The sequence below is a fragment of the Rhizobium sp. USDA 4016 genome, from assembly GCF_056279705.1.
Map to the genome: position 1 here is coordinate 3,090,640 of NZ_JBWCCY010000004.1, position 15,496 is coordinate 3,106,135.

At 61.9% G+C, this 15,496-nt stretch carries 13 protein-coding genes; 4 read left to right on the plus strand and 9 right to left on the minus strand.

Going from position 1 to position 15,496, the window contains the following annotated elements:
- Nucleotides 1-173: 173 nt before the first annotated feature.
- Nucleotides 174-776: a PRC-barrel domain-containing protein gene (locus ACZ9DP_RS30990; RefSeq protein WP_194729094.1), complete on the plus strand. Its 603-nt coding sequence runs from the start codon at nucleotides 174-176 to the stop codon at nucleotides 774-776.
- A 203-nt stretch (nucleotides 777-979) separates the two neighbouring features.
- Here ACZ9DP_RS30990 and ACZ9DP_RS30995 read toward each other — a convergent pair whose 3' ends face one another.
- Nucleotides 980-2,344: a putative bifunctional diguanylate cyclase/phosphodiesterase gene (locus ACZ9DP_RS30995; protein WP_074066830.1), complete on the minus strand. Its 1,365-nt coding sequence runs from the start codon at nucleotides 2,342-2,344 to the stop codon at nucleotides 980-982.
- A 103-nt stretch (nucleotides 2,345-2,447) separates the two neighbouring features.
- Nucleotides 2,448-4,169: a response regulator gene (locus ACZ9DP_RS31000; RefSeq protein WP_476204562.1), complete on the minus strand. Its 1,722-nt coding sequence runs from the start codon at nucleotides 4,167-4,169 to the stop codon at nucleotides 2,448-2,450.
- Between the two features lie 180 nt (nucleotides 4,170-4,349).
- Here ACZ9DP_RS31000 and mutL point away from each other — a divergent pair, with 180 nt between their 5' ends.
- Together mutL and ACZ9DP_RS31010 are read left to right on the plus strand one after the other, a co-directional pair.
- Nucleotides 4,350-6,167, plus strand: a complete 1,818-nt coding sequence (mutL, locus tag ACZ9DP_RS31005) for a DNA mismatch repair endonuclease MutL (RefSeq protein WP_476204563.1) — start codon at nucleotides 4,350-4,352, stop codon at nucleotides 6,165-6,167.
- Between the two features lie 64 nt (nucleotides 6,168-6,231).
- On the plus strand, nucleotides 6,232-6,462 hold the full coding sequence (locus ACZ9DP_RS31010) for a DUF2093 domain-containing protein (RefSeq protein WP_022716573.1): 231 nt from the start codon (nucleotides 6,232-6,234) through the stop codon (nucleotides 6,460-6,462).
- A gap of 146 nt (nucleotides 6,463-6,608) precedes the next feature.
- Here ACZ9DP_RS31010 and lpxK read toward each other — a convergent pair whose 3' ends face one another.
- From lpxK to ACZ9DP_RS31040, 6 genes are all read right to left on the minus strand, one after another.
- Nucleotides 6,609-7,652: a tetraacyldisaccharide 4'-kinase gene (lpxK, locus tag ACZ9DP_RS31015; protein ID WP_476204564.1), complete on the minus strand. Its 1,044-nt coding sequence runs from the start codon at nucleotides 7,650-7,652 to the stop codon at nucleotides 6,609-6,611.
- Nucleotides 7,653-7,938: 286 nt separating this feature from the next.
- Nucleotides 7,939-8,658 (minus strand): HAD family hydrolase, encoded by a 720-nt coding sequence (locus tag ACZ9DP_RS31020; protein ID WP_194730087.1) that lies wholly within the window; start codon nucleotides 8,656-8,658, stop codon nucleotides 7,939-7,941.
- Nucleotides 8,659-8,666: 8 nt separating this feature from the next.
- Complete coding sequence (waaA, locus tag ACZ9DP_RS31025) at nucleotides 8,667-9,986, minus strand: lipid IV(A) 3-deoxy-D-manno-octulosonic acid transferase (RefSeq protein WP_194729090.1); 1,320 nt, start codon at nucleotides 9,984-9,986, stop codon at nucleotides 8,667-8,669.
- Nucleotides 9,987-10,163: 177 nt separating this feature from the next.
- Nucleotides 10,164-10,412, minus strand: a complete 249-nt coding sequence (locus ACZ9DP_RS31030; RefSeq protein WP_476205506.1) for a DUF4170 domain-containing protein — start codon at nucleotides 10,410-10,412, stop codon at nucleotides 10,164-10,166.
- Nucleotides 10,413-10,473: 61 nt separating this feature from the next.
- Nucleotides 10,474-11,283 (minus strand): 3'(2'),5'-bisphosphate nucleotidase CysQ, encoded by an 810-nt coding sequence (locus tag ACZ9DP_RS31035; RefSeq protein ID WP_476204566.1) that lies wholly within the window; start codon nucleotides 11,281-11,283, stop codon nucleotides 10,474-10,476.
- Between the two features lie 34 nt (nucleotides 11,284-11,317).
- A complete protein-coding gene (locus tag ACZ9DP_RS31040) occupies nucleotides 11,318-12,664 on the minus strand; it encodes a TldD/PmbA family protein (protein ID WP_194729088.1) in 1,347 nt (448 codons plus the stop codon).
- 119 nt (nucleotides 12,665-12,783) lie between these two features.
- Between ACZ9DP_RS31040 and ACZ9DP_RS31045 the strand changes: the two genes are divergently transcribed.
- Nucleotides 12,784-14,592 (plus strand): monovalent cation:proton antiporter-2 (CPA2) family protein, encoded by a 1,809-nt coding sequence (locus ACZ9DP_RS31045; RefSeq protein ID WP_074066822.1) that lies wholly within the window; start codon nucleotides 12,784-12,786, stop codon nucleotides 14,590-14,592.
- On the opposite strand, the gene ACZ9DP_RS31050 is transcribed toward ACZ9DP_RS31045, so the two are convergent.
- The gene (locus ACZ9DP_RS31050; RefSeq protein WP_283070965.1) at nucleotides 14,589-15,440 is read right to left on the minus strand and encodes a patatin-like phospholipase family protein; all 852 of its coding nucleotides are present in this window, start codon (nucleotides 15,438-15,440) and stop codon (nucleotides 14,589-14,591) included. The genes ACZ9DP_RS31045 and ACZ9DP_RS31050 overlap by 4 nt on opposite strands.
- Nucleotides 15,441-15,496: the final 56 nt, after the last annotated feature.

Genomic DNA, 15,496 nt, shown 5'->3' on the forward strand with positions numbered 1-15,496 from the left:
TCACACGCATTTCGATAGAATTTTGCGAAAATCATCGAACTTTCCGTATTCGTTCCCGGAACTAAAAGCCTATCCAGTCATTTTCCTTTTGAACCGGCACGGAAGAAGACGCCAAAGAACAAAACCGGCGGCCGCGCTTAAGACCAATCGAGGAACACAAAGGTAGGTTCGAAATGACACGCAAACTTTTGACGACCGTTGCCGCTGGCGCCTTGTTTGCCACGGCTTTCGCGCCGGCGGCGTTCTCGCAGACTGCACCGCAGCCGGCCACCCCTGATGCAACCCAGACGGCTCCGGCCGACCCGGCAGCACCAAAGATGCCGGATGCAACCGCTCCGGCTGGTGACGCCCAGGCTCCGGCTCCGGCTCCGTCGACTGATACGGCCGAGGCAGGCGGATACCTGACAGAACAGGGTGCAGACCAGATCAGCGCCAATTCCTATATTGGCCAGTCTGTCTATACCGGCGAGAACGAAAGCATCGGTGAGGTCAACGACCTGATCATGAAGAAGGACGGCGGCTTGGTTGCTGCTGTGATCGGTGTTGGCGGCTTCATTGGTATCGGTGAAAAGAACGTTGCAGTGCCGATGGACAAGATCACCGCTGCCCAGAACACGCAGGACGGCAGCCTGAAGCTGACGACCTCGGAAACGGCAGATTCTCTGAAGGCCGCTCCGGAATTCAAGACCCTGCAGGCTCTGGCCGCTGAAAAGGCTCCGGCGCCTTCGGGCACGATGCCGTCAGACCCGACAGCTACGGGTTCGACCAATAAATAATCCCGCGCGGAGCGTATAGTGTAGGCGGCGGTGCCCAATGGGCGCCGCCGTTTTCTACAGAAGAGATCAAAAGCGCAGGGCCTAGATTGCCGCACGGACGTCAACGTGAGGTGCTTGAGCAAAAAGATCATGGCGCAAGGCGGGACAGATTGCGACGTCTGACGGCGGCGCGAAAACAGCCTTTGATGCGGCTTGCGCAGGCATCAGGCCGACACGCGATCGATAGCGGCCGAGTCGTAATAGTTTTCGTGGAGGAAGCGCAATGTGGCGATGCCATCGGCGGGCTTGCCGAAATGGTAGCCCTGCCCCATGCCGCAGCCAAGCGACCGCAGCTTCACGGCCTCCGAATAATCTTCGATGCCCTCGGCAACCACTTCGAGATCGAGGCCTTCGCACATCGTCAGGATCGCCTTGATGATATGCTCGGAGGCGCGGTCTGAATTGATGCGCGAGACGAAGGCGCGGTCGATCTTCACCTTGTCGAAGATGAAGTCGCGAAGGCGCCCGAGGCTCGATTGACCGGTGCCGAAATCGTCGAGCGAGATGCGCACGCCTGCCTGCCGAAGATCGGAAAGGATGCGGTGGGCGGTATCGGTGGAACTCATGACCGCCGTTTCGGTGATTTCCAACTCCAAACGGTGCGGGTCTAAGCCGACGCGACCGAGGATGGAGAGCACGTTGCTGCTTGTGCCTGGATCCATGAGCTGGGCGGAGGACAGGTTGAACGACAGGAATAGTTCGCGCGGCCAGGAGAGTGCCGCTTCGGCAGCCTTTCGAAGCAAGGTTTCCGACAGCGCGTCGATGAAGCCGCGCTCTTCGGCGAGCGGCACGAAAACGCCCGGCGAAACAAAGCCGAGGTCCGCATCGTTCCAGCGCGCCAGGGCCTCGAAGCCGACTACCTGATTGTTCGACAGAGAGACGATCGGCTGGAAATGCACGTCGATGGCGTCTGAGATGATGGCATTTCGAAGCGCCTGCTCGAGCTGTGTTGCGCGCTTCATCTCCTGCGCGATCTCGCGCGAATAGACGGTGATCTGGCTGCGGCCGCGGCGCTTCGAGCGATAGAGAGCGGTTTCGGCGCTTTTCAAAAGCTCATCGAACTCCGCACCGGCGAAAGGATAGATGGCAAAGCCGAAGGAGGCGGAAAGCCGCACGTTGCGGTCGCCGAGATCATAGGGCGCCGACAGCACCTCGCGGATCATCTGGCCGAACTTTTCAGCGCTTGCGCGCTCGAAGATCAGCGGCAGCACGAAAGCGAATTCGTCGCCGTCGTGGCGGGTGACCAGCGCGCCATCCGGTATACATGCCTTCAGGCGGTGGGCGACCTGGCATAGAATTTCGTCACCGGCTGCAGAGCCGAAAAGATCGTTGATCGGCTTGAAGGAATCGAGGTTGGCGATGCCGATGGTGAAGGGAGCCGGATCGCTTGCGCGTTCCGTGGAAATCTGACTGACCCTGTCGCGCATGCGATGGCGGTTGCCGAGCCCGGTCAGCGGATCGGTGTAAGCCATGGCCTGAAGCTCATTCTGGCTCACAGGCAAGAAGGGTATGTCCGCCGGCTTCATTATTCAACCTGAGATTTCGTCACTCCCTCCCGGAAGAATGGCGGGCAAGTCTTAACAAACCGATAGCGGCTCAGATGATGCCCCAGATTTGAGGAGTTGACGGCGCTCAGACGTGCGCCCGCAGCGGCTCGGCAGCGAGATGCTTCTGGAACAGCGTTTCCAGTATGTCCGGACTGACGGGCTTCATGATGACGTCATCCATGCCGGCCTTCGCGCATTCGGCGCGGTCCCGCTCGAATGCCTGCGTCAGGACGCCGACGATCGGCGTCTTATGCGGGTGGTTGTCTTCCATCTGGCGGATCATGCGCGCCGCCTCGAAACCGTTCAATCCCGGCAGTGAAATGTCCATCAGCACGATTTGCGGCCTGTATTCCGCCCAGAGGCGCACTGCTTCGTCGCCGCTGGCTGCGATCAGGTAGCGGTAACCCAGTCCTTCCAGTATCTGGGAAAAGACAATCTGGTTGATGTCGTTGTCTTCCGCCACGAGCACCTCCAGGAAATCCATCTCGGAAGACGTATTGATTTCCCAGTCGGCCTCGCCTTCCGGCGCGGTGCGGTTGTTGCGGTTGAAGTGGCGGGCGATCTGGAAGGTGAGCTCGTTGGCAAGCTGGAAACCATCCATGACCAGCGCCGGGATGCCGTATTGTCCGGCAAGTTCCAGGCAGCGCATGCCCATCTGATTGTCGACGATCAGAAGATCCAGCGCGATGCCGGACGAGGTTGCGATCTCAAGGAAGCGCTCTTCCTCGTCTTCGCCGCGAACGGAGCAGGCCTCGAAACCGTATTTCGCAAGCGTGCGGAGGGCAGCGGTTTCAGCAGCGAGGTCGCCGGTGACGACGAGGATCTTGCGGCCGGAGAAATTCTCCGGAACGATCGTTTCCATCGCGGCCGGCGGCCGGCGCTCGTGATCGCCATTCAGCGGCACATAGGCGCGGCGATAGGATTGACTGCTGGAGGTGGTGACGGACGTTGCCTGGTCGAACTCGTCGAGATCGGCGCCGTCGCGCGGCAGATCCTGCATCGTGGATACGATAAAGTAGCGTCCCGGCTTGCCGATGCGATGCTTGCGGCTGACGATGTCGCGCTCCGAACCGTCGCGGGCGACCTGCCGCTGCCGCACGACGGACATCTCGCCGGTTTCCAGAACATGTCGGTCGCTCTCCTCGAAGCGCTTGGCGACTTCGGGAGAGAAGAGATCCCCGCTCTTGCGGCCGAGCACCTCCTCGACAGTCGTCTGGTACTTCTCGCAGAAGGCGATGTTGACGGCGACGTAGGTGAGGTTGCGATCCTTGACGAAGAGCGGGAACGGCAGATTGTCGAGTATATCCTCGGTCAGCTGCACACGTTCGAGATCGGCGCGCCACTGCTCCTCACGCTTCTTCTCCTCGGAAATATTGGAAATGATCGATACGCAATAGCCGCTCGGCAGACGACGCTTGACCAGACGGATCCAGCGGTCGCTGCCATGGCGCTCGACGATTTCGAAGCGCTCGCGCCAATGCGAGGCAATCTTCTGGGACAGCCAATCCTCGCGACCGAGCGGTATGCCCGCCTGCCTGGCCGCATATTGCTGACGCACGCCGGTGTCGTAGACGGCGCCGAGAAAATCGCGAAGCCGGGTTCCAGGCTTCAGCATCACGGACGAAATCGGGAAGAAATCGAGCACCTGGCGGCTCGCGAAGATCATCTGATCGTTCTTGTCGTAGATGATGAGGGCGGCCGAGAGGCCGTCCGAAAAGGCATCGAAGAGCGCAGCCTGCAGGTCGATTTCGGCCGGCATCTCATCGCTCACGGATGATGCGTCCGCCTTTTCGAAGCCGGCACTCATTCCTTCACGTCCCACATCTGTCCGATTTCATAGCACTGTCTGGTTGTGTGCGATCAAAATGCCAGCTTTCTCCTAACGGCGGCTTAACGTTAAGCACCCCAATTCACGGGGAAAACACATGGTCCACGGGCGCAGCGTTTTCGCCCTTCCCTCGGACCCGCGAATCCACGAAAATGGCGCATGGCCATCAGACAACTCTCCGAAACGCTCATCAACCAGATCGCTGCCGGCGAAGTCATCGAACGCCCGGCGAGCGCGGCGAAGGAGCTGATCGAAAATGCACTGGATGCCGGCGCCACCCGTATCGAGATCGCCACGTCCGGCGGCGGCAAAGGCTTACTGCGGATCAGCGACAACGGCTCCGGCATGGATGCAGCCGATCTCGAACTTGCCGTGAAGCGGCATTGTACCTCGAAGATTTCCACGACGCTTGACGACATCCGCACGCTCGGCTTTCGTGGCGAAGCGCTGCCTTCGATCGGTTCCGTGGCGAAGCTCAGTATTTCCAGCCGCCGCAAGGATAGTGCGGGCGGCACCGAGATTGCCGTCGCGGGCGGCAAGGTCCTGCATCTGAGGCCCTCGGCCTCCAATCCGGGCACGATCGTCGAAGTGCGCGATCTCTTTTTCGCAACACCTGCGCGATTGAAGTTCCTGAAGACAGAGAAGGCGGAAGCGGCGGCCATCACGGAAGTCGTCAAGCGCATGGCGATCGCCTTTCCCGGCGTGCGCTTCGTCCTGTCCGGCACCGATCGCAGCACGCTCGAATTTCCGGCAACCGGAGAGGATCATCTGGCGCGCATGGCGCAGGTGCTCGGGAAGGAATTCCGCGATAACGCGATCGAACTCGACGCCGAGCGCGAAGGCATCGCTCTCACCGGCTTTGCCGGCGTACCGACCTTCAACCGCGGCAACTCCGCCCATCAATATGCCTTCGTCAACGGCCGGCCGGTCCAGGACAAACTGATCCTTTCGGCGATCCGCGGCGCCTATGCCGAGACGATCCCGGCCGGACGCTATCCGGTGGCTGTCTTGTCGCTGTCGCTCGATCCGGCGCTGGTGGATGTCAACGTGCATCCGGCCAAGTCGGACGTGCGCTTCCGCGATCCGGGCCTCGTGCGCGGGTTGATCGTCGGCGCGGTGCGCGAGGCGCTGGCGCGTGACGGAAGCCGGGCGGCAACGACTGGCGCGGACGGTATGCTGCGCTCCTTCAGGTCGGGTTTCCAGCCTGGCTACCAGCGGCCAGCGCAAGCCGCATGGTCGGCCGGGACGTCCCCATCGCGTCCGTTTCAGACGGCAAACGGCGGCTTTGGCGCAAGGCCACAGGCGTCCTTCGACGGACTGAGCATGCCGGCTGCGCGCGCCGAACCGCAGGCGCAGGCATGGCAGCAGCCCGGACCAGCCGAAGAACCGCCGCCGCGTTACCCGCTCGGCGCTGCGCGCGCGCAGATCCACGAGAACTACATCGTCGCGCAGACGGATGACGGGCTTGTCATCGTCGACCAGCACGCCGCACATGAGCGGCTGGTCTTCGAGGCAATGCGAAAGGCGCTGCAATCGAAACAGCTGCCATCACAGGTGCTGCTGATCCCGGAAATCGTCGACCTGCCGGAAGAGGATTGCGACCGGCTGATGGTGCATGCCGAAGGCCTCAAAGGACTTGGGCTTGCAATCGAGCGCTTCGGGCCGGGGGCGATTGCCGTACGCGAAACGCCGGCCATGCTCGGCGAGGTCGATGCGCAGGGCCTCATCCGCCAGCTTGCCGACGAGATTGCCGAATGGGATACGTCCTCCGGCCTTTCGGCCAAGCTCGAATATGTCGCCGCGACCATGGCCTGCCACGGCTCGGTGCGCTCCGGCCGCAGGCTCCGGCCGGAGGAAATGAATGCGCTTCTTCGGCAGATGGAAATGACGCCGGGCTCCGGCCAGTGCAATCACGGGCGGCCGACCTATATCGAACTGAAGCTGTCGGATATCGAGCGGCTGTTCGGACGCAGCTGAAAGCGCTGGCAATAATGCCTTCGCCGCGATATTGGCAGTTGAAGGCAACAGGGAACGGAGCAGGATGAACTTGTTTGAAGGAAACGGAAACCGCGAGGCGAAGATCCGCTATCTCGATGCAGATTTCCAGATCCTGTCGCCGGGTTCCTATGTCATCTGCGCCATGACCGGCAAGCATATCCCGCTCGACGAGCTACGCTACTGGAGCGTTGCCCGCCAGGAACCCTATGCCGACGTCGTTTCTTCGCTCGAAGCCGACAAGCGCGCCGGCGTTCTGCCGAACCAGAAGCGCTGATCCAGGAAACGCTCGTGAAAGAGCGCCCGCTGCCGCGAGACGCGGGAAACGACGCATCGCGGCACGGGCAGCACGCTACGGCTTCGAGGGCGTCTGGCGGACGCGGTGATCGTTGACGGATTCCACGCGATGTCGCGCCCGCAAACTCACCCGGACTTCCGGCTTTTTCTCAGCCGCCGCTCCCGGCAGGCCTCCACGGCACGATCGATGATGAGGCCGGGTGCCTGCGGGTCTTCGAACGCCATTTCGACTTCGATGACCCGGCATTTGGCGGCGAGTTCCTCCGCTTTGCCATGGTGGCCGGCAAGCCGCACGAAATCCTTCGAGGTCGTGACGATCAGCAGGTCGTCGCGTTCGGCAGTCGACAGCAGGTCAGCCATCTCATCGTCGCTCAGGTGTTCGTGGTCGCCGAAGGATCTGCCGATCGCGATTTCGGCGCCGAGTGATTCCACCGTCCGGAAGAACTTGCCCGAATCGGCAATGCCTGCAAATGCCAGCACCTTCCGGCCGGCGAGGTCGTTTTCTCCGCAAACCTTCAGCGATGCGGTGAAATAGGGTTTCGCGGCGCGGGCAGCCATGCGGACGATCGCATCGGCGGCATTGCCCTTTCCCACTTTCAGGAGCGCGCTGGCATAGCGCATCTGCACGGAGATCGGCGCGCGCACGGGACCGCCCGGCACCGTATGCCCATTGCCCAGGCCGCGCGTCGTGTCGATGACGAGCAGCGCATAGTCGATCGCCAGCCGCGCGCTCTGGAAACCATCATCCATGATGATGAGGTCGGCCCCTTCCCTGACAAGTCGCTCGGCGCCTTCGACGCGGCGGCGGGAAACGACGGTCATCGCCTCGCGGGCAAGCAGCAGCGGCTCGTCGCCAACGGCAACGGCGCGATGATGAGCGGGATCGACAACCACGGTGACGTCCAGGGAACCGCCATAGCCACGGCTCAGGAAGCCGGGCCGCAGTCCCTTGGCCTTGGCGGTCCGAGCGATCGTCAGCGCTGTCGGCGTCTTGCCGGCGCCGCCCACGGTGAAATTGCCGATGCAGATGACGGGAACGAGAACGGAAGCGCGGCGCGCATGCGTCATGCGATAGCCGGCGATCCGTCCATAGAGGAAGGAAAAGGGCGAGAGCGCCCATGCCCGCCAATCAGCTTTCGTCCACCAAAACGGCGGCGCTTCGGATACCATAACTGCCGCCCTATGCTCCTCCGGCCTTGCGGGCCACCGGCTACCCCTCGACTGGCGGGAAAGAAAGGGCAAAATTGCAGAAAAAGCAAGCTTTTGCTCCCGACCGTCCTCATTCCCGTGCTTGTCACAGGAATCAAGCCACGGTCGTCTGCGCCGTAAATGAAACAACGACATCGGAAAAGAGCCTTCCGCGCCATGTCCATGGCGCGGCTGGACGCGCACAGAGATTAGGAAGAGTAAGGGAGTGCCGTCGCGGCAGGAATGATTGGCCGCGCGTAGTGGGCAATCATGCCAATTGCAGGTTCGGCAACAGGCTTTCGAGTTCGGTGATATCGTTGAGGCAATAGTCGGATGCGGCAGCCAACGATTCCCGCGAGCCGGTGCCCGTCAGCACGGCGATCTTGAGGCCGGCCTCGGCATTGTGGCCCATGTGCAGGTCGTGATTGTTGTCGCCGACGACCGCCACTTGCGCCGGCTCCAGCCCGGTCGCCTTGCAGAAGCCGAGGACCATTCCAGCGTCCGGCTTGATGCCGAAGCCGCTGTCATAACCGGCGATGTAGTTCACGAACTCAGCGAAACCGAAGCGCTGCGCTGTCTGGCGGATGGAGCGCTCGTTGTCGCTGGACGCGATGCCGAGCTTGAAGCCGCGGCGGTGCAGGCGGCCGAAGAAGGCGGCAAGATCGGTGACCGGTACGGAAAAGTCGGCGGCATGGGAAAAGAGAGCGTCGAGCTTGATCGTCAGTTCCATGACATCGACCCTGGAACCCGCCGCGACCAGCCCCTCGGCGATCTGCCGGGTATTGCCGGCAGCCAGCAGACTGTCGGGCACGATATGGCCGGTCACCGGGTCCATCCCGGTCGCCAGCAACAGATGGTCGGCTAGCGCCGGATCGTCTTGCGAGGCGATGCGCGCCAATTCACGGTTCACCGGCAGCCAGCTCTCATCATAATCGAGCAGGGTGCCGTCCTTGTCGAAGAGGATGCCCTTGATTTGCGCAGCCGTCATCTTTTCCATCAGCCCTCTGCCACCGACCTCGGCAGCAGTCTTGCCTTCACCGTCAGCGGATTGATGTAAGGCTCAAGAGACTTCACCGTCGCCGTCAGCGCGCCGCGCATTTCCTGCACAGCCATGACGCCGGCCTCGATCATACTACGCCGCGCCTCGCCGTTGATGAGCAGATAATGCACCCCCTTGGCCAGCATCTCGGTATCGCGCACCATGCGGGCGCTGCCGCGGCGGGCAAGCTTCTGATAGGCGTCGCGGAAGTTCTGGACATTGCTGCCGGAAAGCACAGCGCAGCCCAGCATGGCGGGTTCGAGCGGATTTTGCCCGCCTTCGGCAAAGAGCGAACGGCCGACGAAGGCGACTTCCGTCATCCGCAGGTAAAGACCCATTTCGCCGATCGTATCGCCGAGGAAGATATCGACATCCGGCGAGAGTAGGTCGTCGCGCGTGCGGCGGGCAACCTTGAGCCCCTGCTTGACGAGCATTTCTTCGATCTCGTCGGAGCGCTCGGGATGGCGCGGCACGATGATCGTCAGCTGGCCGTTGCGCTCCTTCAGCGTGCGATGAACGACCGCCGCGGCATTTTCCTCGCCGTCGAAAGTGGAGATCGCAGCCCATGTCTTGCGATCGCCGATCTGCTTCTTATAGCGGGCGAGTACGGATGCGTCGTAAGGGGGTGCGTCCGTATCGACCTTGAGATTGCCGGAGGTCGTCACGTGCCTTGCCCCGAGATCGCGAAAACGCTCGGCATCGATATCTGTCTGCGCGATCACAAGCGCGAGGTTCTCGAACAGCGCCTCGGCAATGGCCGTTCGACGCTGCCAGCGCGCGAAGGAGCGATCCGACATGCGCGCATTGACGAGGATCTGCGGAATGCGGCGGCGGCCGAGTTCCATGACGGTCGCCGGCCAGATTTCCGACTCTGCAATGATGGCGCAATCGGGCTGCCAGTATTCGAGGAAGCGGCTGACGGCGGGCTTCAGGTCGAGCGGTACATATTGATGGATCGCCTCATTGCCGATGCGCTCGGCGGCGAGCCTTGCCGAGGTGATCGTGCCCGTCGTCAGGATCACATGAATGTCGCGGCGGCGGATTTCGCGGATAAGCGGAATGACGGCGTTGGTCTCACCGACACTCGCAGCATGGAACCAGACAAGCGGACCCTGCGGCCGGTTTGCGCTGGCATAACCAAAGCGCTCCGTGCGGCGCGCACGCTCTTCCTTGCCCTTGGCGGTCCGGTAGGCGAGATAGGCGCCGACGATCGGAGAGGCGATGACCCCTGCAGTCCGATAGACGCCCAGCGCGAACCGCGCTCTTGGCGAACTCATCTAAAATGCCTCCGATCAGCGATGATCGACATCAAACCCATTCCCCAATTATTGTTGCGGCCGGAATGCCCGAGTAATTTGTTCAGAATGCGTCAATCGCCTGTGGCGCGTATCTAACGATGCGCAAAGACGGCCCTGCCGAATGAGGCGGCATCCGGCGCGTAAAATGCTGAAAAATTAGTTATTTCTAGCCTTGTCCTGCGGATCGAGCAAGCGATGCATATGGACGATGAAGTAACGCATATGTGCGTTGTCCACGGTCGACTGCGCCTTGGCCTTCCAGGCCCCTAGCGCCGAGGCGTAATCCGGGAAAATACCGACAATATCGAGATCATTCAGATCCCGGAACTGAACATCGGTCAGGCTTTCCAGTTCTCCGCCAAATACGAGATGCAAGAGCTGCTTTTTGCCGCCAGATTCCGTCATTTTCTTCTCTTTCTCTTCTGGTCTCCTCCGCGCTCTCATCTGCGGGATTTTGACGCAAACGTCAACTGCTTCGTATGTCAGCAAGCCCTTCGAGAAACTCCGCAACGCGAGGGCCGGCAGCGCCGCAAAGCTCGGCATGACTAACCTCAGAACGGTTGTAGAGGACCGAGCGTCCATCGAGATCGGTCAGCCGGCCGCCGGCGCGTTCGAGGATGAGATCGGCTGCCGCAAGATCCCAGTCATGCGAATTGCGCTTGACGAAGGTACCTTCAAGACGGCCGTCCGCGACCATCGCGATGCGATAGGCGAGCGAGGGCACATGCTTCACCCTTTCGATCTTCCGCCGGAAGGGATCGGGGAACGCCTTGAGGATGTCTTCGCCGATCGCAAAACGACTGACGGTATCCGGTCCATTGGCCGATACGGCAATGGGCTCGCCATTCTTCATCGCGGCACCGCCTTCGACCGCCTCGAAAAGCTCGTCGAGGGCGGGAGCGTAGAGCACTCCGGCAACCGGCCTGCCGCGATGGACGACGGCGACGCTGACGCACCAGAGATCCAAGCCGCCGAGGAAGGCGCGCGTGCCGTCGATCGGATCGATGACGAAAAGCGTCTCGGCCGACAGACGGGCGACGCTGTCCTCGGTCTCTTCGGAAAGCCAGCCGTAATCCGGCCTGGCGAGGCGCAGGATGGATTCCAGCTTTTCGTTGGCGGCGAAATCGGCAGCGCTGACGGGCGAGCGGCCTCCATTCTTCCACCAGACCTCCGGCGCCTGATTGAAGAAACCGAGAGCAACATCACCCGCCTGCTTTGCGGCATCGGCGATCAATTCGAGATCGCTTTGCCAGCGGGCCGTTCGAACGTCACACATTGCATCAATCCAATTCCAACAAGGTCAGGACGCTCTAGCGTCCCGCAAGCGTCATTCCCTCGATCGCCAGCGTGGGGGCCGCTACGCCATACTTGCGATCGATGTCGTTTGCGGGCGTCACACGCATGAACATCTCCTTGAGGTTCGAGGCGATCGTCACTTCGGAGACAGGGAATGTCAGTTCGCCGTTGTCGATCCAGAAGCCGGTCGCGCCGCGGCTATATTCGCCTGTGAGCATGTTGACACCCTGGCCGATAAGCTCAGTCACGTAGAAGCCGTTCCCGACGCTCCGGATCAACTCTTCCGGCGAGATATCACCCGGTTCCAGCGCGAGGTTCGTCGAAGCGGGCGTCACCGAATTGCCGCTGCGCACGCCGCGGCCATTGGTTTCCATGCCGATTTCACGCGCCGTCGCAGTCGAAAGGAACCAATGCTTCAGGACGCCGTCCTCGATCATCACCAGCCGCTCGCCGGAAATGCCTTCGCCATCGAAAGGACGCGAGGACGGGCCGCGCACGATCAGCGGATCGTCGGTGATCGAAAGGCCGGATTTCAACACCTGCTGGCCCATCTTGTCGCGCAGGAAGCTGGATTTGCGCGCGACCGACGCGCCATTGATGGCGCCAGCGATGTGGCCGACGAAACCGCGGGCGATGCGCGGATCGAAGACGACGGTGACGCCCTTGCCGGTATCGACCTGACGCGGATTGAGGCGCTTGACGGCACGCTCGCCGGCGCGGCGGCCGATTTCGGCGGCATCGTCGAGTTCGGCGTAATAAAGGCGGCTGTCGTAATCGTAGTCGCGCTCCATGCCGGTGCCTTCGCCGGCAATGACGCTGACGGAACGGCCGAAGCGCGAGCCCATATAGCTGCCTTGGAAGCCGTGCGAGGTGACGAGAACCAGCCCCCCGAAACCAGCGGAGGCTCCGCCCCCGGACGAGTTGGTGACGCCCTTGACCTCAAGTGCCGCGGCCTCAGTCGCAAGCGCTGCCTCGCGCAGCATGTCGGCGGAAACTTCCGTCGGGTCGAAAAGCTCAAGATCGGCATAGGACTTCGCAAGCCTCTGCTCGTCGGCAAGGCACGCGAAGGGATCTTCAGGCGAGACTTTTGCCATCGCGACAGCGCGTTCGGCGAGCGCCTTCAGGTCGAAGCCGGGATTGGCGGAAACGCTCGCGACCTTCCGGCCAACGAAGACGCGCAGGGAGAAATCGTCGCTCTCAGACGATTCCGTGCCTTCGACCTTGCCGAGGCGGATGCCGACGGATTGCGAGCGCGAGCGCACGACAACCGCATCGGCGGCATCGGCGCCGGCCTTCCTGGCAAGATCGATCAACTGGCTTGCACGGGAAAGAAGTGTCGAGGAATCTATTTCTGAGGACATGATTTGGCCTTTCCTTGGGCTTCCATTTATTGTGCACTTCCGAAAGCATCAAGGCCGCGGCCGCCGATTCTTTTTCGCGCGGCTTGCGCGCTTCCCGCCATTGAAAGAAACTCCGCGACATGTCCGCCCCCAATGCCCTCTTTTCCGAAACGATCCTGCTGCTCGGCGGCGCGGTCGTCGCCGCCCCGATCTTCAAGAAGCTCGGGCTCGGCACGGTGCTCGGCTATCTTGCCGCGGGCGTCGTTATCGGTCCGATTTTTCATGGCATCACGGACGGCGAGCAGATTTTGGGCGTTGCCGAGCTCGGCGTCGTCTTCCTGCTCTTCATCATCGGCCTCGAGCTCAAGCCCTCGCGACTCTGGCAGATGCGACGCGACATCTTCGGGCTCGGCACCGCGCAGGTGATGCTGACGGGACTGGCGCTGACGGGGCTTGCCTATTTCTCCGGCGTGCTCGACTGGCGGGGAAGCGTCGTTGCGGGCTTTGGGCTGGCGCTTTCTTCCACTGCCTTTGCGATGCAGATCCTCGATGATGCTGGCGAGGTGAACTCCAAATACGGGCAGCGCTCCTTTTCGATGCTGCTTTTCCAGGACCTGGCAATCGTGCCGCTCTTGGCGCTGATCACCATTCTCGACGGTGGAACCGGCAGCAATGCGCCGCTTCTGGACTTTGCGATCGCGGTCGGTGCCGTCGGCGCGATGATCGTCATGGGGCGCTATCTGCTGACGCCGCTCTTCCAGGTCATTGCAAGGACCGGAGCACGCGAGGCGATGATCGTCGCGGCGCTTTTCGTGGTCATGGGATCGGCGAGCCTGATGCAGTTTGCCGGGCTTTCCATGGCGATGGGCGCGTTCCTGTCCGGCGTCATGCTCGCCGAATCCTCCTACCGGCATGAGCTTGAGGCGGATATCGAACCTTTCCGCGGCGTGCTTCTCGCGATCTTCTTCATGGCGGTCGGCCTGTCGCTGGAACTGGATGTGCTGATCGACAACGCGCTCTTCATCGTCGCCGCGGTGCCGATCGTGATGGCCGTCAAAGCTGTGATCATCTACGGCCTCTGCCGGGTGAGCGGTTCTTCGCACGACGACGCCATCCGCATCGCTTTCCTGCTGCCGCAGGGCGGCGAGTTCGGCTTCGTGCTGTTTACGACCGCCGGTGCGGCGGGACTGATGCCCTTCAGCACGGCATCGCTTCTGGTCGCCATCGTTACACTGTCGATGGCGCTGACTCCGCTCGGGGCAGCACTTTCGAAACGTATGCTGAAAGGCGAGGATCAGGAGGAGCTCGATGAGGACTTCGAGGGTGCGGGCGCCGATGTGCTGATGGTCGGCTTCTCGCGTTTCGGCCAGATCGCCGCGCAGATCCTGCTCGCGGGCGGGCGCGACGTGACGGTCATCGATTTCTCCGCGGACCGTATCCGCCAGGCGTCCTCCTTCGGCTTCCGTATCTATTTCGGCGACGGAACGCGCAAGGACGTGCTGCGCTCGGCCGGCATCGACAAGGCGAAGATCGTCGTCGTCTGCACGCAGAAGCGGGAAATCACCGACAAGGTGGTGGATCTGGTGCAGGCCGAATATCCGCACGCGAAACTCTTCGTACGCTCCTACGACCGTGTCCATTCGATCGCCCTCAGGAATCGCAATGTCGACTACGAACTGCGCGAAACGCTGGAATCCGGCCTGCTGTTTGGCCGCCGCACGCTTGAGGCACTCGGGGTCGACGATCAGGACGCCTTGGAGATCGGCGAGGATATCCGCAAGCGCGACGAGGAGCGGCTGGTGCTTCAGGTAACCGGCGGGCTGCAGGCGGGCCGCGACATGCTCTTTTCCCAGCCGGTCCGGCCAGAACCGCTGGTGAGGCCGAAGCGAACGATGGATTTCGACGAAGATCCGCTAGCGGGAACGGCTGACGTGAGAGCGGATGCCTAAGCTCTGAGGCGGGCTTCAAATTCCTGATCGAGTGCGCGCTTCAGTTCATCCTTGACGCCCGCAGACATCGCCAGTACCTCGCGCGCCTTGAGAAAATCCATCACGCCAGTGCGGCCGACGGCCGGGCGCAGGAAGATATGCGGCGGCTGGAGCTTGAGTTTCAGCGTGATTGCCGTCTGCATCATCAGTTGGCCGGAACCGAAAATGCTTTCCATGCGGTTCGGAATATGTGTGCCGTCGCCTTCCGGCGCACCGACGACATCGACACCGATGACGATGTCGGCAATATCCATCAGGCACTCGTATGGGACCGGATTGCTGATGCCGCCATCGATCATCACCCGGCCGTGGAGGCGAACGGGCATGAAGACGGCAGGGATGGAAGACGATGCGGCAAGCGCCGGAAACAGCGCTCCTTCGCCAATGATGACTTCGCTCTGACCGTAGTAATCGGTCGTGATGACGTTCATCGGAATAGGCAGATCTTCGAAGCGATCGGGCAGGCCGGCCGGCAGGAAAGCCTTGAGGATACGCTCGAGATTGAACTGGCCGATACGGATGCCCTTTGCGACGGCGTCCCGGACCGTCTGCGGCCGCAGACCCCAGATGCGGCTGACGACAGCCGTCTTGTTACCGACCGTCATCAGCGCGTGCTCGCGGATCGCCTCGCCACTCATGCCGGCCGCCATGCCCGCGCCCATGATGGCGCCGATCGACGCGCCGGAAATCGCAACGGGCCGGATGCCGAGCTCGTCCAGGGCTTCGATCACGTGGATATGGGCGAGCCCACGGGCACCGCCGCCGCCGAAGGCGATGGCCACCGTCGGCATGCGGCTCGCAACAGGCATTTCGTTATTCGCAATAACCGCCGCCTGCCGCACAACCCAACTCCGGATAACCCGCC